The organism is Rathayibacter sp. VKM Ac-2929 (genome assembly GCF_022815495.1).
In the GTDB taxonomy this organism is placed as follows: Bacteria; Actinomycetota; Actinomycetes; order Actinomycetales; family Microbacteriaceae; genus Rathayibacter; species Rathayibacter festucae.
The window spans coordinates 1-15229 of sequence record NZ_JALGRV010000008.1 but is presented as its reverse complement, the minus strand read 5'-3'; the positions used below and the strand labels follow the sequence as shown (position 1 = coordinate 15229).

The following is a 15229-nucleotide window of genomic DNA, read 5'->3' as shown; positions in this document are numbered from 1 at the left end:
GCTGAGCGTCCGTCACGATGAAAGGCACCAAGCCATGACCCTCCTCCTCGATGAAGAGAAGGCTCAGGCGAAGAGGGGCGGCCTGCCCGCAGCAGGCCGCCCCGGCCCGCGCAAAGCAGGCCGCCCCGGCTTCGTCTGGTCCCTCCCCGCGATCATCATGTTCGCCGTCTTCGCTCTGCTCCCCCTCGTCTTCGCCGTCTACCTCTCGTTCACCGAGTACAACGGCATCCGCCTCATCGCGCCCCAGTGGGTCGGCCTCGACAACTGGGCGCGCGTCCTCACTGACACTGCACTGCACCGGAGCCTCGTCGTCACGGTCGTCCTGGTCATCCTGGCCGTCGTTACGCAGCTCCCCGTCAGTCTCCTGATCGGCGTCTGGGCTGCCGGCCCGCAGCGGGCCCGCGCCGTCGTCGCTGCGCTGTACTTCATCCCTCTGCTGATGAGCACCGCCGCCGTGGCTGTTCTCTGGGCCTCGCTCGCGGACCCGAACTTCGGCATCCCGGCCCTCCTGACGCCGCTGCTCGGCCCCGACAACCTCTTCAGCAACATCCTCGGACAGCCCGCCAGCGCCATCGGGTTGATCGCGTTCATCTACCTGTGGGGTGCCACTCCCCTGCACACCCTGATCTATCAGGGCGGAGCGCGGTCGATCCCCGAGACGCTCTACCAGGCGGCCGCCATCGACGGGGCCGGCACCGTGCGGCAGTTCTTCTCCATCACCGTCCCGCAGCTGAAGAACACGATCGTGACCTCCACCATCCTCATGGTGGTCGGCACCTTCACCACTTTCGATCTCATCCTCATCCTCACCCGCGGTGGCCCGAGCGGCGCGACGTCCAACCTGCCGTTCTTCATGTACGACCGCGGGATCTCTGCTCTCGACTTCGGCTACGGCTGCGTCGTCGCCGTCATCGTCATCGCGGTCGCCGCCATCGTGTCGATCGGCATGGTGCGAGCGACCGGGTACGACCAGATGCAGGGCACTCAGGAAGGCCTCTGATGCGCACCCGACCCAACTACATCGCCGGCTTTTTCGCCGGGCTCTGGCTGCTGATCATTATGATCCCGGTCTACGTCATGGTCCGCGCCTCCTTCGAGAGCCGTGCGACCTACGCGGAGAACGGACCCCTCGGCCTGCCGCGCGAGTTCACCCTCGACAACTACGTCTACGCCTTCCAGCAGGGCTTCGGACGGTTCCTGCTGAACTCCGGTCTCATCACTGTCGGCACCGTCCTCATCATCCTGCTGGTCGTGCCACCGCTCGCCTTCGCCATCGTCCGCAGCGAGAGCCGCTGGGTGCGCGTGGTCTTCCGCGTGATGCTCTTCGGGCTCGCCATCCCCGCTCAGGTCGTGGTCATCCCGGTGTTCTTCTTGATCGACCGTCTGTCGCTCTACGACACGCTGCTCGGTGTCATCATCCCCACGGCTGTCTTCCTGATCCCTCTGACGACGCTGATCCTCTCCGGCTCGATGCGCGAGATCGGGACGGAGCAGTACGAGGCGATGGCGCTCGACGGCGCCGGTTCGTTCCGGACCTTCGCCACCCTCGTGCTTCCGCTCTCGAAGGGCGGGGTCTCGACCATCGTGATCTTCTCGGCGCTGAACGCCTGGAACAACTACCTGCTCCCGCTGGTGCTCACGCGCTCGGCCGACAACCGCGTCGCGACCCTCGCGCTGGGCATCTTCCGGCAGGAGTTCTCGCTCAACATCCCTGGGCTGATGTCGGCGATCGTGTTGACCGTCGTCCCGATCCTGCTTCTGTACGTCTTCGCCCGCCGCTCTCTCGTCCGGGGGTTGATGGGCGTCGGGGGTAAGTGATGTCGCTCGACGGCAGCGCCCGCAAAGTGACTCTCCAGGACGTCGCGAAGGCTGCGAACGTCTCGCTGTCGACCGCGTCGAAGGTGATGAACGGACGCGCCGGAGTCGGCGACGGGACGCGGGATCGTGTCGACGCCGCCGCGCAGCAGCTCGGCTTCGTCGCTCTTGCGGATCGTCAGAGAGCGGCGAGCCTGGCCGGGGAGTCGACGATCGAGATGCTCGTGGAGCCTCGGGATGTCAGCAATCCCTACCTCGCCGCCTTCCTGGGTGGGGCGATCGAGGTCGCCAGCAGCCTGGGGATCGGACTCCTCACCCGCTCCATCGAGTCCGCGATCACCGACACTCCTACGGCGTGGGCGAGCACGCTGGCTCGAGCGGGGCGCCTGGGCGTCATCGAGGTCACCAGCACCTACTCGGCGTCCCGCGAGCGCGCGCTGCGAGCCGCCGGGCTGTCGATGGTCCTCGTCGACCCGATCGACAGCCCCCGCACGACGACCCACAGCATCGGCGCCACCAACTGGGCCGGCGCGTACGAGGCGACGAAGCACCTCCTCGAGCTCGGCCACCGTCGAATCGACTACATCGGCGGACCACCGCGGGCCAGCTGCGACATCGTCCGAGCCCACGGCTGGGCCGCCGCCATGGCGGAGGCCGGCATCCACGTCGATCTCACCAGCGTGCCCCGCGAGGCGTACAGCTACGAGCACGGACTGGCTGCCGCGAGGGCCCTCCTGTCGTCGGACAACCCGCCGACGGCGATCTTCGCGGGCAGCGACGCCTCAGCGATGGGGGTGCTCGAGGCCGCACGACAGCTCTGCATCACAGTGCCCGACGATCTCAGCGTCGTCGGCTTCGACGACACCCTCATCGCGCGCATCTCCGCACCGCCGTTGACCACCGTGCACCAGCCCATCGCCGATATCGGTCGAACGGCCGTCACGACTCTCCTGCGCCTCTCCCGAGGCGAGAACATCACCACGAAGCGCGTCGAGCTGTCGACGCATCTCGAGGTCCGATCCTCCACAGCGCACCGCGCCGAGCACTCCCCCGAAAGGCCGTCATGACCACTCCCGCCACCGACGCACTCCCGCTCTGGAAAGACACGTCGTCGACCCCGGCGGAGCGCGCTGCGTCACTGGTTCAGCAGATGACCCTCCGCGAGAAGCTGCAGCAGATCGGCAGCACCTGGCCCGGCTCAGAGGACCTGGAGGAGGCCGTCGCCCCGCTGCAGGAGACCCACGAGATGGCTCTTCCGTTCGAGGAGGCGATCATCGACGGCATCGGTCACATCACCAGACCGTTCGGGACCGCGCCCGTCGAGCCCGCGGCGGGCATCGCGCGACTCGTCGGCCTGCAGCGCCGCGTGGTCGACGCGAACCGCTTCGGGATCCCCGCCATCGCGCACGAGGAGTGCCTCACCGGTCTGACCGCCTGGAAGGCCACTGTCTACCCCACCCCGCTCGCCTGGGCGGCCACGTTCCATCCCGATCTCGTGAAGGAGATGGGCGAGGCGATCGGCACCGACATGGCGGCGCTGGGGGTGCACCAGGGTCTCGCTCCGGTCCTCGACGTCGTCCGCGACTACCGCTGGGGCCGAGTGGAGGAGACGCTCGGCGAGGACCCCTACCTCGTCTCCGAGCTCGCCGCCGCCTATGTCAGGGGCATCCAGTCCGCGGGCATCATCGCCACCCTGAAGCACTTCGTCGGATACTCCGCCTCCCGCGGTGCCCGGAACCACGCTCCGGTCTCGATCGGCCAGCGCGAGCTCCGGGACGTGATGCTCCCTCCGTTCGAGAAGGCGGTCGTCGCCGCCGGCGTGCGCTCGGTCATGAACTCCTACACCGAGCTCGACGGCGTCCCGACGGCGAGCGACCGGGAACTGCTGACCGGGCTGCTCCGCGATCAGTGGGGATTCACCGGCACGGTCGTCTCGGACTACTGGGCGACCCCCTTCCTCCAGACCATGCACCGCGTCGCGGACGGCCTGGTCTCGGCGGGTGCGCTGTCGTTGACGGCCGGAATCGACGTCGAACTGCCCCACACCGCGTCCTACACGGAGGAGCTCGCGGAGCGGGTCGACGTCGACTTCATCGACACCGCCGCCACCCGCATCCTCACCCAGAAGGCCGAGCTCGGCCTCCTCGACGAGGACTGGACGCCGGAGCGCGACCACTCGGTCGATCTGGACTCGACCCGCAACCGCGACATCGCGGCGCGACTGGCCGAGGAGTCCGTCGTCCTCCTGCGCAACACCGACGCACTGCTCCCGCTGAGCGACGAGCCGCGAAGGGTCGCCGTCATCGGCCCGCTGGCGGATGACCCGCACGGGCTCTTCGGCTGCTACTCCTTCCCGAATCACGTGCTCCCCAACTTTCCCGAGGCGGGACTCGGCATCAGCGCACCGAGTGTCCTGCAGGGCATCCGGGAGGCCTTCCCGAACGCGGAAGTGACCTTCATCGCCGGCGGAACGGTGATCGGCCACGACACCGCGAACATCCCAGCGGCCGTGGCTGCCGCTGCCGCAGCAGACCTCACCATGGTCGTCGTCGGGGACCGCTCCGGCATGTTTGGGCACGGCACCTCCGGCGAGGGCTGCGACGTGCTGGGTCTCGAGCTCCCCGGATCACAGCACGAGCTGACGGAACGGGTCCTCGAGGCAGCCGGCACGAGCATCCTCATCGTGCTCTCGGGACGCCCGTACGCGATCGGGCCGCTCGTCGAGCAGGCCACCTCCGCGCTCCAGGTCTTCTTCCCGGGGCAGGAAGGCGCGGCCGCCATCGCCGGCGTCCTGACCGGACGAGTCGACCCGAGTGGCCGGATGCCGGTGCAGATCCCTGGAACCTCCTCCGCCCAGCCCGGCACCTACCTCGCGCCGCCGCTCGCCCTGCGCAGCGAAGGCATCAGCAACATCGACCCCACCCCCGCCTTCCCCTTCGGATTCGGGCTCTCCTACACCGACCTCGTCTTCGGGCCGCTCCAGGTGGACGCCGAGAGGATCACCACCGACGGAACGGTGACCGTCTCCACGACGGTGGAGAACCGCGGCACGCGAGCGGGCACCGCCGTCCCGCAGCTGTATCTGCACGATGTCGAGGCCGATGTCACCCGGCCCGTGCGCCAGCTGATCGGCTTCACCAGGCTCCTGCTGCAGGCAGGCGAGAGCGCCGAGGTGAGCTTCACGATGCATGCCGATCTCACCGCCTACACCGACCGCGCGTTACGTCGGCGCGTCGATGCCGGCCTCATCGAACTGAGCATCGCCGAGAACGCCGCCGGCGCTGCTCCCATCGTCACCGTCGAGTTGACCGGACCCGTGCGGTACGTGGACCACCAGCGCGAGATGACGACCTACGCGGCAGTCCGCTCGTCGATCCGAAGCGGGAACGCATGAGCAGGGCCGCGTGGAGCGCGCTGACCGCGAAGACCTGGGAGGAGGGCCTCCTCGCAGGAACGGGAGTCGTCGGCGGCATCCTCTACGGCGATCCACCGCGGCACGTCGTCGCGCTCGCGCACGAGGACTTCTTCGTGCCGGCCAACAGCCGTGTCCCCGCCCCCCTCCTCGCGCCCGCGCTCCCCGCTGTCCGCAGGGCCCTCGCCGACGGAGATTCAGGTACGGCCGCCGACCTCGTCGAGAAGACCCTGCGCGAGCAGGGGTGGGATCCGGACACGCTGATCTGGACCGATCCGCTCGGAGCGATCGCTCAACTGGAGTGGCAGCCCGACCACACGAACTGGAGCGCTTACCGGCGAGACATCTCGCTCATCAACGGAGACGCGGGCGTCTCGTGGGAACTGCCGTCCGGCGCGAGAACAGGCCTGAGCATCTCGACCAGCCACGGCACCGCCGGTTTCGACGTCGAGCTCTGGTCGGAAGAGCCGATCTCCGGTCGGCTGCGCCTCGTACCGGTGCACGAGGCGGGATCATCCGCGACAACCGTCCTTCCCGTCGACTACAGCGACACCATTCGCACTCGGACCGCAGCCACCGAATCCGTACTGATCGTCATCGTCGAAGCGCTCGGTCTCGAACCGGGTACTGGGGCGAGTGCCCAAGCCCGCGTCATCTCGGAGGCGCCCCATGAGCCGGACGGCGAGAATACCTGGCGCGTAGAAGTGCCCGCCTCAGGCTGCCGCTTCCGCATCGACGTCACCACCACCTACGACTCCGGATCAGACCATGTGCTGGCTGACATCGCGTCGCTGCTACCCGCCTCCGAGCTGACGCTCGCGGGTTCGACGAGCGCTGACGAACCGACGGAACGCATCTGGGAAGATGCCTCGGCCGGCGCGGTGCAGGCCGAGGCGCGGGTACTGGAACTCGCCTACCTGGCGGGACTGCGCAACATCGCCGTCTCCACGGGGTCCTTGCCGCCGACACTGCAAGGGGTCTGGCAGGGCACCTGGTCGCCGGCATGGTCCGCCGACTACACGATGAACGGGAACGTCCAGCTCGGAGCTCTCGCGGCTGTCCTTTGGACGGGCACGCCGGAAGTGATGACCTCGCTGTTCCGGCTCGTCCGCCGCTACCTCGACCACTACCGATCCAACGCCCGACGGATCTTCGGGCAGGACGGAATGCTCCTCCCCGCCCGGATGACCACTCACGGACACGCCAACCACTTCCTCCGCGACTACCCCCACCAGTTCTGGCTCGGGAACGGTCCCTGGTTCCTGCGGCTCGCAGCCGACTACATCCAAGTCACCGGCGACCGGACGATCCTCGACGACTGGCTCTGGGACCTCACGATCGAGATCCTCGACTTCTCCCGCCGAGTGATCGACGACGCCGGAGGGATCCTCTCGCCCTCGTACTCCCCCGAGAACACCCCGGCCGGTAGCGAGAACCCTCTGGTCGCCGATGCCACCGCGGACATCGCCGCTCTGCGCGACGGCTACCGCGTCGGCGCCTGGTTCGCAGAACTACGGGGCGACACCCATCGCGCCGCGGAATGGTCCGCCGCGCGAAGCCGGCTGCCTCAGTTCGCAATCGTCACTGATGGAACGCTCGCCGAATGGTCCACCCGATGGCCGGAGAACATCGCTCATCGGCACGTCTCGCAGCTCCACGGACTCTGGTACGAGCCCGATGAGGCGTTCACCGACGAGAAGCTCCGCGCGGCGGCACTGGGCACCGTCAGAGCGAAGACCGCGTGGCGTGCCGAGAATCCGTCGGGCCCTCCCGGTCACATGGAGATGGCATTCGGACTCTCCTCCATCGGACTCGCGGCCGCGGCTCTCGGTGACGCGTCCTCGGCCTACCAGTGCGCCGTATGGCTGGCTCGTGACCACTTCACTCCTGCCCTCAGCACGACGCACGACGCCGGCGCGATCTTCAATCTCGACGCCTCGGGCGCACTGCCCGCTGTCGTCGCCGCGATGCTGCTGCAGTCCTCCCGCGACACGCTGCACGTGCTGCCCGCTCTCCCGTCTCAGTGGGCCGCCGGCACCATCACCGGTCTGACCGCGCGAGGGGCAGTCACTGTCAGTCGACTGTCGTGGACTCCGGACGGCATCGATCTCACTCTCGAGCTGTCGACGCGTGGCGAATGGCTGCGGCCCGAAGGCGTCACCATCCTCCTGCCGCGAGCCGGTGTCCTCCGCGAGGCCCCGAACACCACACAGATCGACTCGCGCTCGCTCGTCATCCAGCCGGGAACTCTTCGCGTGAGGGTGCAGGCGGACTTCACCGCATCATGACGAAGTCCCGGGTGAGGTCGATCCGTCGAACGGTTGGAAACTCTTTCCGTCCGCGTCATCGTCCCGCGCACCAGCTGATCGGTGGAATGGATGCATCGAGCTCAAGGAGGAGCAACGTGAAGAACCTTGTCAGATGGAGCCTCTCGACCGTCACGGTCGGCGCTCTCGCAACCGGCCTCGCGCTGAGCGGAGGCGTCAGCGCATCGGCCTACCAGCCGACGCCGTCCTCGGTGTACACGGCGACCGACCCGGGCTCGTGCAACAAGAGCCCCTGCATCCTTTACCCGAAGTCGACCCAGCTTCCGAGCGGTCGCCTGCTCGCAGCGTTCGAGGACAGTCAAGGCGCAGTCATCGGCCAAGACATGCCGATCTTCAAGAGCGACGACTACGGCGACACCTGGCAGAAGCTCGCCGACCTCCGAGCACCGGCCTACGTCACCGACGACCCCGCCTACTCGCCATACACGAGCAACTGGACGAACCCCTACCTCTACGTGCTGCCCGAGGACCTCGGCAGTTACAAGAAGGGCACCGTCATCCTCTCGACGGTCGTCTCGCCGGGCACCTCGACCGACAACAACCGTCTCGCGTCCGCCGTTGTTCTCTGGGCGAGCACGAACGACGGCGCGTCCTGGGATCTCGTTTCGAAGGTCGCCGCGAGCCCCACGTCGTACACCGGAGTCGAAGGAGACTCGGTCTGGCAGGACCCCGTCTGGGAGCCCTACCTCATGATGCGGAACGGGAAGCTGATCGTCTTCTACTCCGACGAGAGAGACGCCCTCGGCTACGACGCGACCACCGGCGTCGCCCGGTTCGATCCCGCCGACGCCAGCTCCGCAGATTCCGGCGGGCAGATCCTGGCCCACACGACCTGGGACGGCGTCGGCGCGTGGACGGCGCCCATCGTGGACGTCGCCGGACTCACGCAACCGCACGACGGGAAGACCAAGATCGGTGGTGGTCGACCCGGTATGACCAACATCGTCCCCACGACGGACGGCAAATGGCTCCTCACCTACGAGTACTGGGGTGGGGGCGACAACGTCCGCTACAAGATCGCGGACGATCCCGAGAACTTCCGGTCGGTCGGCGGCGCAGAAGGACTGCCGATCTCACAGCTTCCCGTCGCAGCCGGCTCTCAGGGACTCGCGCAAGGCGGCAGCCCGGTCCTGGTCCAACGGCCCGACGGCGGATTGATCTACAACGCAGCGAACAGCGGAGCCGTTTGGGTCAACGAATCCGGGCGCAGCGACGGCGCATGGAAGCAGTACCAGACCACAGTTCCCGCCGGCTACAGCCGCGCACTTCAGTACGTCGAGGGCACCGGCCGCATCCAGATACTGCAGGCTCCCTGGGGTACCGGACCCGTCAGTACCGCATCCCTCGATCTCGGCCACTCCGAGGGCGCCTACTACTCGCTCGTGAACAGAGCGACCGGTCAGGTCCTCAGCACGGCACAGGACAAGACGCAGGACCCGGTCTACACCGGTGATCAGCCCGACATCATCACCTGGAGCGACAACCCGGGCAACGACACTCAGCGCTGGCACGTGCAGCGGAAGGGCTCGAGCGTCACCTTCCTGAACAAGGCGGGGGGCCGCGCCCTCGGCATCTGGTTCGGCAACGCCACCGCCGGCCAGCCCCTCTCCCAGTGGGTCGACGACAACGGCTCCGACAAACTGTGGACCCTCGTACCGACAGCTGACGGCTACACGAAGATCCAGTCCACGAAGAACACCGGCCTCTTCCTCAGCGGCACTGCGGCGGGGGGTCAGGTCCGCCTGGCCTCCTCGATCGACGCGTCGACGAACACCACCGCTGACGACGCGCAGGAGTGGCAGCTCGTGCAGGAGGCCCCGACCGCCTCCGGGCTGTCGGCCGCCCGACAGTCGACGACCCTGATCGCCGTCGACGACGTCCCCGCCGGCAGCACCCTGGCGCTGAACGCCGCTACCGCTGATCCGGCCGGAACGAAGACGAACGCCGGAGTCACCGGCCGCGTCTGGGCTCTCACCGGCGCCGGCGCGGCAGTCGATCTGGGCACGGTCGCGTTCGATGCGAACGAGAGGGGCTCGGTGGCCGTCCCGTCGACCTTCGCCGCGTCATCCGATGTCAGGATCGCGGTCGCGTTCGACGCCTCCGCCCTGGTGTGGGACTCCGTCCGGATCTCGGCAGCCACAGCGACCTTCCCGAGCACGACCGTCGCGTCTTCTCGGTGCGTGGCCGGTAAGGCGGTTCTGACCGTCACGACCACGAACACCGGCAGCACACCCATGGCGGTAACCCTCACCAGCGCCTACGGCTCGAAGAGCTTCGCTCAGGTCGCGCCGGGTGCGAACGCGTCCTCGGCGTTCTCCACCCGCCTCACGACCATGCCCGCCGGGGAGGCGACCGCGTCCGTCGGACCGGTCGGCTCCGCACCGAGCCGGACCGCGACGGTCGCGTACACCGCCCGGGCCTGCTGAGTGATCCCACTCGACTGAGGTCGGGGCAGTCATCACCACCACGACGTCGTGCGGGACGGAACGACCCCTGTCCCGCACGACTGCGTCATCCATGTCCCACCGCCGGCTGATCCCGGCGAAAGGACCCCTCTCGTCAGCTCAAAGGAAGATTCACGAATGAAGGACGTCGTCGCTGCGCTCGACCTCGGTGCACTCGCCTTCGGTGGCGCTCAACTCGGAAATCTCTACCGCGAGACGAACGAAGCCGAGGCAGCAGGCGCACTCGCCCGTGCTCACGAGCGCCGGATCCGGACCTACGACACCGCACCCCACTACGGCTTAGGGCTGTCGGAGCGCCGACTGGGCGAAGCCCTCGCTAAGTGGAACCGCGACACCTTCGTCGTCTCTACGAAAGTCGGGCGCATCCTGGACCCTGTCGAGAATCCTTCCGGCGCACTCGACGATGAGGGGTTCGCGGTCACGGCTACGGCCGTCCGGCGGCGCGACTACTCCCGCGACGGGGTCCTCCGCTCGATCGAGTCCAGCCTCGAGCGTCTTCAACTCGATCACCTCGACGTCGTTTACGTCCATGATCCCGATGACCACGTCGAGGAGACCCTCGACGCTGCCCTCCCGACGCTCATCGAACTGCGCGAGCAGGGCGTGATCCGGGCGGTCGGAGTGGGCATGAACCAGTCGGCGGCGCCGGCACGATTCGTCCGCGAGAGTGACCTCGACCTCGTCATGGTGGCCGGCCGGTACACACTCCTCGACCAGAGCGCCCTCGCCGACCTCCTGCCCGCAGCCCAGGAGCGAGGCGTGGGCATCATCGCAGCCGGTGTCTACAACTCCGGGCTGCTCTCCAGGCCTCGTCCCACCCCCGAGTCCCGCTACGACTACGCAGCCCCACCCGAGGCGTTGATCCGCCGAGCCAACGCCATCGCCGAGGTCTGCGAGCGGCACGGCAGCTCGCTCCCGGAGGCCGCTGCCCTGTTCCCGCTCACCCACCCGGCGGTCGCCTCAGTGGTGCTCGGGATGCGGACTGCTGACCAAGTCGACTCGAACGTCGAGCGCTTCGCCTCACACCCCCCGGCCGACCTCTGGACCGAACTCATCGAACTCGGCCTCCTCAACCCGTCCACCCCGATCTCGAGCCGCCCTGCCCCGACCCTCGAAAGGCATTCCGCATGACCCGGATCACCGACGTCACCGTCACCGACCTCCGCTTCCCGACGTCGCTGAGCGCCGACGGCTCGGACGCGATGAACAAGGACGCCGACTACTCGGCCGCCTACGTTCGCATCGACACCGACGATCCCGCCCTCAGCGGATTCGGATTCACCTTCACCATCGGACGAGGCAACGAGCTCTGCGTGCTCGCCGCGCGAATCCGCGCGGCCTCCCTCCTCGGACGTGACGTGGCAGCAGTCGTCGGCGACCTCGGTGGCTTGTACCGCGAACTGCAGTCGGACTCGCAGGTGCGGTGGCTCGGACCGGACAAGGGCGTCGTGCACCTCGCTCTCGCGGCGGTCATGAATGCGGTCTGGGACCTCGCTGCGCGCGTTGCCGGGAAGCCGCTGTGGCGTCTCCTGGCCGACATGACTCCGGACGAGCTCGTCGACGCCGCCGACCTGCGCTATCTTTCGGACGCGTTGACCAGGGACGAGGCACTCGCGATCCTCTCGGATAAGGTCGCAACCCGCGCTGACCGCATCGCCGATCTTGAGCGCACGGGATACCCCTGCTACACCACCAGCGCGGGATGGCTCGGATACTCCGACGAGAAGCTCCGGCGCCTGTGTCAGGAAGCCGTCGATGCTGGCTACAAGCACGTGAAGCTCAAGGTCGGCGGCAGCCTCGACGACGACCTGCGGCGCCTCGCTCTCGCCCGCGAGGTGATCGGCTGGGACATCGACCTCATGATCGACGCGAACCAGGTCTGGGATGTTCCGGAAGCCATCGAGAACGTCCGTGCGCTCGCGCAGTTCAAACCCCTCTGGATCGAGGAGCCCACGAGCCCGGATGATGTGCTCGGCCATGCTGCAGTGCGCCGCGCCGTGGCTCCCATCGGGGTTGCGACCGGTGAGCACGGTATGAATCGGGTGCTGTTCAAGCAGTTGTTCCAGGCCGAGGCCATCGACTACTGCCAGCTCGACTCCGCCCGCCTCGGCAGCGTCAACGAGATCCTCGCGGTGTACCTCATGGCCGCGAAGTTCGACGTGCCCGTCTGCCCGCATGCCGGCGGGGTCGGCCTCTGCGAGCTGGTGCAGCACCTCTCAGTCTTCGACTACGTCGCTGTGTCCGGCTCACTCGAGGGTCGCGTCACCGAGTACGTTGATCACCTGCACGAGCATTTCGTTGACCCCTGCATCGTCAAGGACGGCGCCTACATCGTCCCGTCTCGACCTGGGTACTCGGCTGAACTCTTCGAAGCGACCATCGAAGAGTTCCGATTCCCCGAAGGCGGCTACTGGGCCGCAGCCACGAGCTGATCGAGTGAGTCCGGAGACCACGACCCCCGATGATCGTGGAGCGGGTGTCATCGACGCTCACCTGCACATCTGGGACCCGTCCCGGCATCGCTACGACTGGCTCGGTCCGCAGCACGCACCGATCGATCGGACCGTCACCGCCGAAGAGGCGATCGACGTGCTGCGCCGCGCGGGGGTGTCGCAGGCGCTTCTCGTCCAGGCAGCCGACACCGATGAGGACACCGACGCGATGCTGGCCGCAGCCAGAGCACACAGCGAGCTCATCGGAGTCGTCGCGTTCGTGCCTCTCGATGACCCGAGGATGGCGGCGGCTCGACTCGAATCGCTGCTGCAGGACCCGCTCGTCGTCGGGGTCCGATCGCTCGTGCACGATCGACCGGACCCCGACTGGATCCTCCGCCCGGCCGCTCGCGAGATACTCGATCTGATCGACGCAGCAGGTCTCGCGTTCGACTTCCCTGCAGTACTCCCTGCGCATCTGAAGCACATCCCGGAACTCGTGCACTGGCACCCAGGTCTCCGGATCGTGCTCGACCACCTCGGCAAACCGCCGGTCGGCGCCGCTGGCCCGTGGGCGGAAGGAGAATGGGAGCGGCTGGTGCGTCGTCTGGGGCCCCTTCCTACGGTCTCGGCAAAGCTCTCCGGTCTGCAGTCCCTCGGCACAAACGCGGCCGCATGGAGCCTGGATCAGGTTCGACCGTTTGTAGAAGTAGCGCTCGATGTCTTCGGACCGGATCGAATGCTCTTCGGAGGCGATTGGCCCGTCTCGGAACTATCGGGCGGCTACCGACGAATCATCGATGCGACCACGAATCTGCTGAGCTCTCTCGACCCCCTCGGACGAGCCGCCGTTCTCGGCGGGACCGCTCGGCGGGTCTACGGTCTCGGTACTCGGTGAGCGGGGCTGCCGGTCTGCGCTGTCAACGACTTCAGTGACGCAAGATCCGCGATGTCGGATCCCCCACCTTCTCTCCTTCGCTCTTCGCCCAACCCGCTCATCCACCGGCCCTCTGGAGGACCACCATGCAGATCCGTCGCCTCGGCAACCCGGGGGCTGAACGCCCCTACGTCCTGGACTTGGACATCGCGTACGACCTGGAAAGCCTCACCTCCGAGATCGACGGCGTCTTTCTCGCCGACGACGGTCTGAACCGCGTGCGAACCGCTTTGAGAGAAGGGCTCCTCCCTGAGGCGGACGTCGCCGAGCTGCGCATCGGATCGCCGATCGCGAGGCCCGGCAAGATCGTCTGCATCGGCCTCAACTACCGCGACCACGCAGCCGAGACTGGCGCAGCCGTCCCAGCAGAACCCGTCGTCTTCATGAAGGATCCCGCGACAATCGTCGGCCCCTTCGACGCCGTGCGGATCCCAGTCGGCTCGGTGAAGACCGATTGGGAGGTGGAGCTCGGTGTCGTCATCGGCGTCCAAGCGCGATATCTCGATTCCCCTGAGGAGGCAGCGGCGTGCATCGCCGGATACGTGCTCTCGCACGACGTGTCCGAACGGGAGTTCCAGCTAGAACGCGGCGGGCAGTGGGACAAGGGCAAGAGCTGCGAGACCTTCAACCCGCTCGGACCATCGCTCGTCCCCGCCGAAGAGCTCGACCCATCGGATCTCCGACTCACTCTCTCGGTCAACGGAGTCGTGCGCCAGGACGGCACAACCGCTGACATGGTTTTCGACCCCGCCTACGTGGTCTGGTACCTCAGCCAGTTCATGGTGCTGCACCCCGGTGATCTCGTGAACACGGGCACGCCGGCTGGTGTCGCGCTCGGCATCCCGGGTAACCCTTACCTCCGCGCCGGGGACGCGGTGACGCTCTCGATCGAAGGACTCGGCGAGGCCGAGCAGCGCTTCGAGCAGGCGGAGACCGGACGATGAGCGCGCTCGACGGGCTCATCGCGATCGTGACCGGCGGCGCCTCGGGCATCGGCGCCGAGTGCGCTTCTCTGTTGTCAGAGCGCGGGGCGCTAGTGGCGGTGCTCGACCGCGACGTCGACTCAGTGCCGGCAGACCTGTTCGGTGTGTGCTGCGACGTCACGGACCGAGCATCGATCGACGCCGCGATCGCTTCGGTCGTCGGAAGATTCGGCGGACTCGACATCGTCGTCAACAACGCCGGGATCGGCGCTGTCGGCACCGTGGAGGAGAGCACTGAGGAGACCTGGCAGCGAGTCCTCGACGTCAATGTGATCGGTGTCGCGCGAGTGAGCGCCGCTGCGCTGCCGGCGTTGCGCCAGTCGAGCAGTGCCTCGATCGTCAACATGTGCTCCGTGGCCGCGACGAGCGGGCTTCCACAACGGGCGGTCTACGGAGCATCGAAAGCAGCCGTTTACGGCCTCACGATCGCGATGGCCACCGACCATGTTCGCGAGGGCATCCGGGTGAACTGCGTGAATCCGGGAACGGTGCACACAGGCTTCGTCGATGCGAATCTCCGCTCGTTCGACGACCCCGCCGCCGAGCTGGAGGCGCTCAATCAGCGCCAGCCGATCGGTCGAATGATCACCACACGCGAGGTCGCCGAAGCAGTGGCGTTCCTCGCGGGTCGAAACTCCTCCTCGATCACCGGATCATCGCTCGCAGTCGATGGCGGAATGAACTCTCTCCGGGTCCGCCCACTCTGACTTCCGAGGCGATGAGGAGACGTCGCCATGCTCACTCACGCACGAAAGGCACTCCATCCATGGTCCAGCGTCAGTTCCCGAAGCCCGTCGAGCTGCTCGAGTACCTCAGCTTCAAGAAGCCCGAGCTCGACGGCCGCAAGCGCCGCCTCGA

The 15229-nt window shown here is 67.4% G+C and carries 11 protein-coding genes; all 11 read left to right on the top strand.

Annotated features, from left to right (window positions below):
* Window positions 1–34: 34 nt before the first annotated feature.
* The 11 genes from MT355_RS19870 to MT355_RS19820 all read left to right on the top strand — a co-directional run bounded on the left by MT355_RS19870 (window position 35) and on the right by MT355_RS19820 (window position 15078).
* On the top strand, window positions 35–1000 hold the full coding sequence (locus MT355_RS19870) for a carbohydrate ABC transporter permease (RefSeq protein WP_243600860.1): 966 nt from the start codon (window positions 35–37) through the stop codon (window positions 998–1000).
* Window positions 1000–1818 carry a carbohydrate ABC transporter permease gene (locus MT355_RS19865; protein WP_243600859.1) on the top strand — a complete coding sequence of 273 codons (819 nt, stop codon included), beginning with the start codon at window positions 1000–1002 and terminating at the stop codon, window positions 1816–1818. Before MT355_RS19870 ends, MT355_RS19865 begins: the two co-directional genes overlap by 1 nt.
* Window positions 1819–1844: 26 nt before the next feature.
* Window positions 1845–2882 (top strand): LacI family DNA-binding transcriptional regulator, encoded by a 1038-nt coding sequence (locus tag MT355_RS19860; protein WP_243600858.1) that lies wholly within the window; start codon window positions 1845–1847, stop codon window positions 2880–2882.
* Window positions 2879–5209 (top strand): beta-glucosidase, encoded by a 2331-nt coding sequence (locus MT355_RS19855; protein WP_243600857.1) that lies wholly within the window; start codon window positions 2879–2881, stop codon window positions 5207–5209. The genes MT355_RS19860 and MT355_RS19855 overlap by 4 nt, the downstream gene beginning before the upstream one ends.
* Entirely contained in the window at window positions 5206–7515 is a 2310-nt protein-coding gene (locus tag MT355_RS19850) for a glycoside hydrolase N-terminal domain-containing protein (RefSeq protein WP_243600856.1), read from the top strand. Before MT355_RS19855 ends, MT355_RS19850 begins: the two co-directional genes overlap by 4 nt.
* 116 nt (window positions 7516–7631) lie before the next feature.
* Window positions 7632–9980, top strand: a complete 2349-nt coding sequence (locus MT355_RS21730; protein WP_243600855.1) for an RICIN domain-containing protein — start codon at window positions 7632–7634, stop codon at window positions 9978–9980.
* A 156-nt stretch (window positions 9981–10136) separates the two neighbouring features.
* On the top strand, window positions 10137–11150 hold the full coding sequence (locus tag MT355_RS19840; RefSeq protein WP_243600854.1) for an aldo/keto reductase: 1014 nt from the start codon (window positions 10137–10139) through the stop codon (window positions 11148–11150).
* Window positions 11147–12451, top strand: a complete 1305-nt coding sequence (locus MT355_RS19835) for an L-fuconate dehydratase (RefSeq protein ID WP_243600853.1) — start codon at window positions 11147–11149, stop codon at window positions 12449–12451. The genes MT355_RS19840 and MT355_RS19835 overlap by 4 nt, the downstream gene beginning before the upstream one ends.
* 4 nt (window positions 12452–12455) lie before the next feature.
* Window positions 12456–13349, top strand: a complete 894-nt coding sequence (locus MT355_RS19830; protein ID WP_243600852.1) for an amidohydrolase — start codon at window positions 12456–12458, stop codon at window positions 13347–13349.
* A gap of 125 nt (window positions 13350–13474) precedes the next feature.
* Window positions 13475–14332, top strand: a complete 858-nt coding sequence (locus MT355_RS19825; protein ID WP_243600851.1) for a fumarylacetoacetate hydrolase family protein — start codon at window positions 13475–13477, stop codon at window positions 14330–14332.
* Complete coding sequence (locus tag MT355_RS19820) at window positions 14329–15078, top strand: SDR family NAD(P)-dependent oxidoreductase (RefSeq protein ID WP_243600850.1); 750 nt, start codon at window positions 14329–14331, stop codon at window positions 15076–15078. Before MT355_RS19825 ends, MT355_RS19820 begins: the two co-directional genes overlap by 4 nt.
* The last annotated feature ends 151 nt before the right edge of the window (window positions 15079–15229 follow it).

What these genes read in the sequence shown, in the direction of transcription:
- MT355_RS19870 (WP_243600860.1), top strand. Translation starts at nt 35, where the DNA reads ATGACCCTCCTCCTCGATGAAGAGAAGGCTCAGGCGAAGAGGGGCGGC.
- MT355_RS19865 (WP_243600859.1), top strand. Translation starts at nt 1,000, where the DNA reads ATGCGCACCCGACCCAACTACATCGCCGGCTTTTTCGCCGGGCTCTGG.
- MT355_RS19855 (WP_243600857.1), top strand. Translation starts at nt 2,879, where the DNA reads ATGACCACTCCCGCCACCGACGCACTCCCGCTCTGGAAAGACACGTCG.
- MT355_RS19850 (WP_243600856.1), top strand. Translation starts at nt 5,206, where the DNA reads ATGAGCAGGGCCGCGTGGAGCGCGCTGACCGCGAAGACCTGGGAGGAG.
- MT355_RS19840 (WP_243600854.1), top strand. Translation starts at nt 10,137, where the DNA reads ATGAAGGACGTCGTCGCTGCGCTCGACCTCGGTGCACTCGCCTTCGGT.
- MT355_RS19835 (WP_243600853.1), top strand. Translation starts at nt 11,147, where the DNA reads ATGACCCGGATCACCGACGTCACCGTCACCGACCTCCGCTTCCCGACG.
- MT355_RS19825 (WP_243600851.1), top strand. Translation starts at nt 13,475, where the DNA reads ATGCAGATCCGTCGCCTCGGCAACCCGGGGGCTGAACGCCCCTACGTC.
- MT355_RS19820 (WP_243600850.1), top strand. Translation starts at nt 14,329, where the DNA reads ATGAGCGCGCTCGACGGGCTCATCGCGATCGTGACCGGCGGCGCCTCG.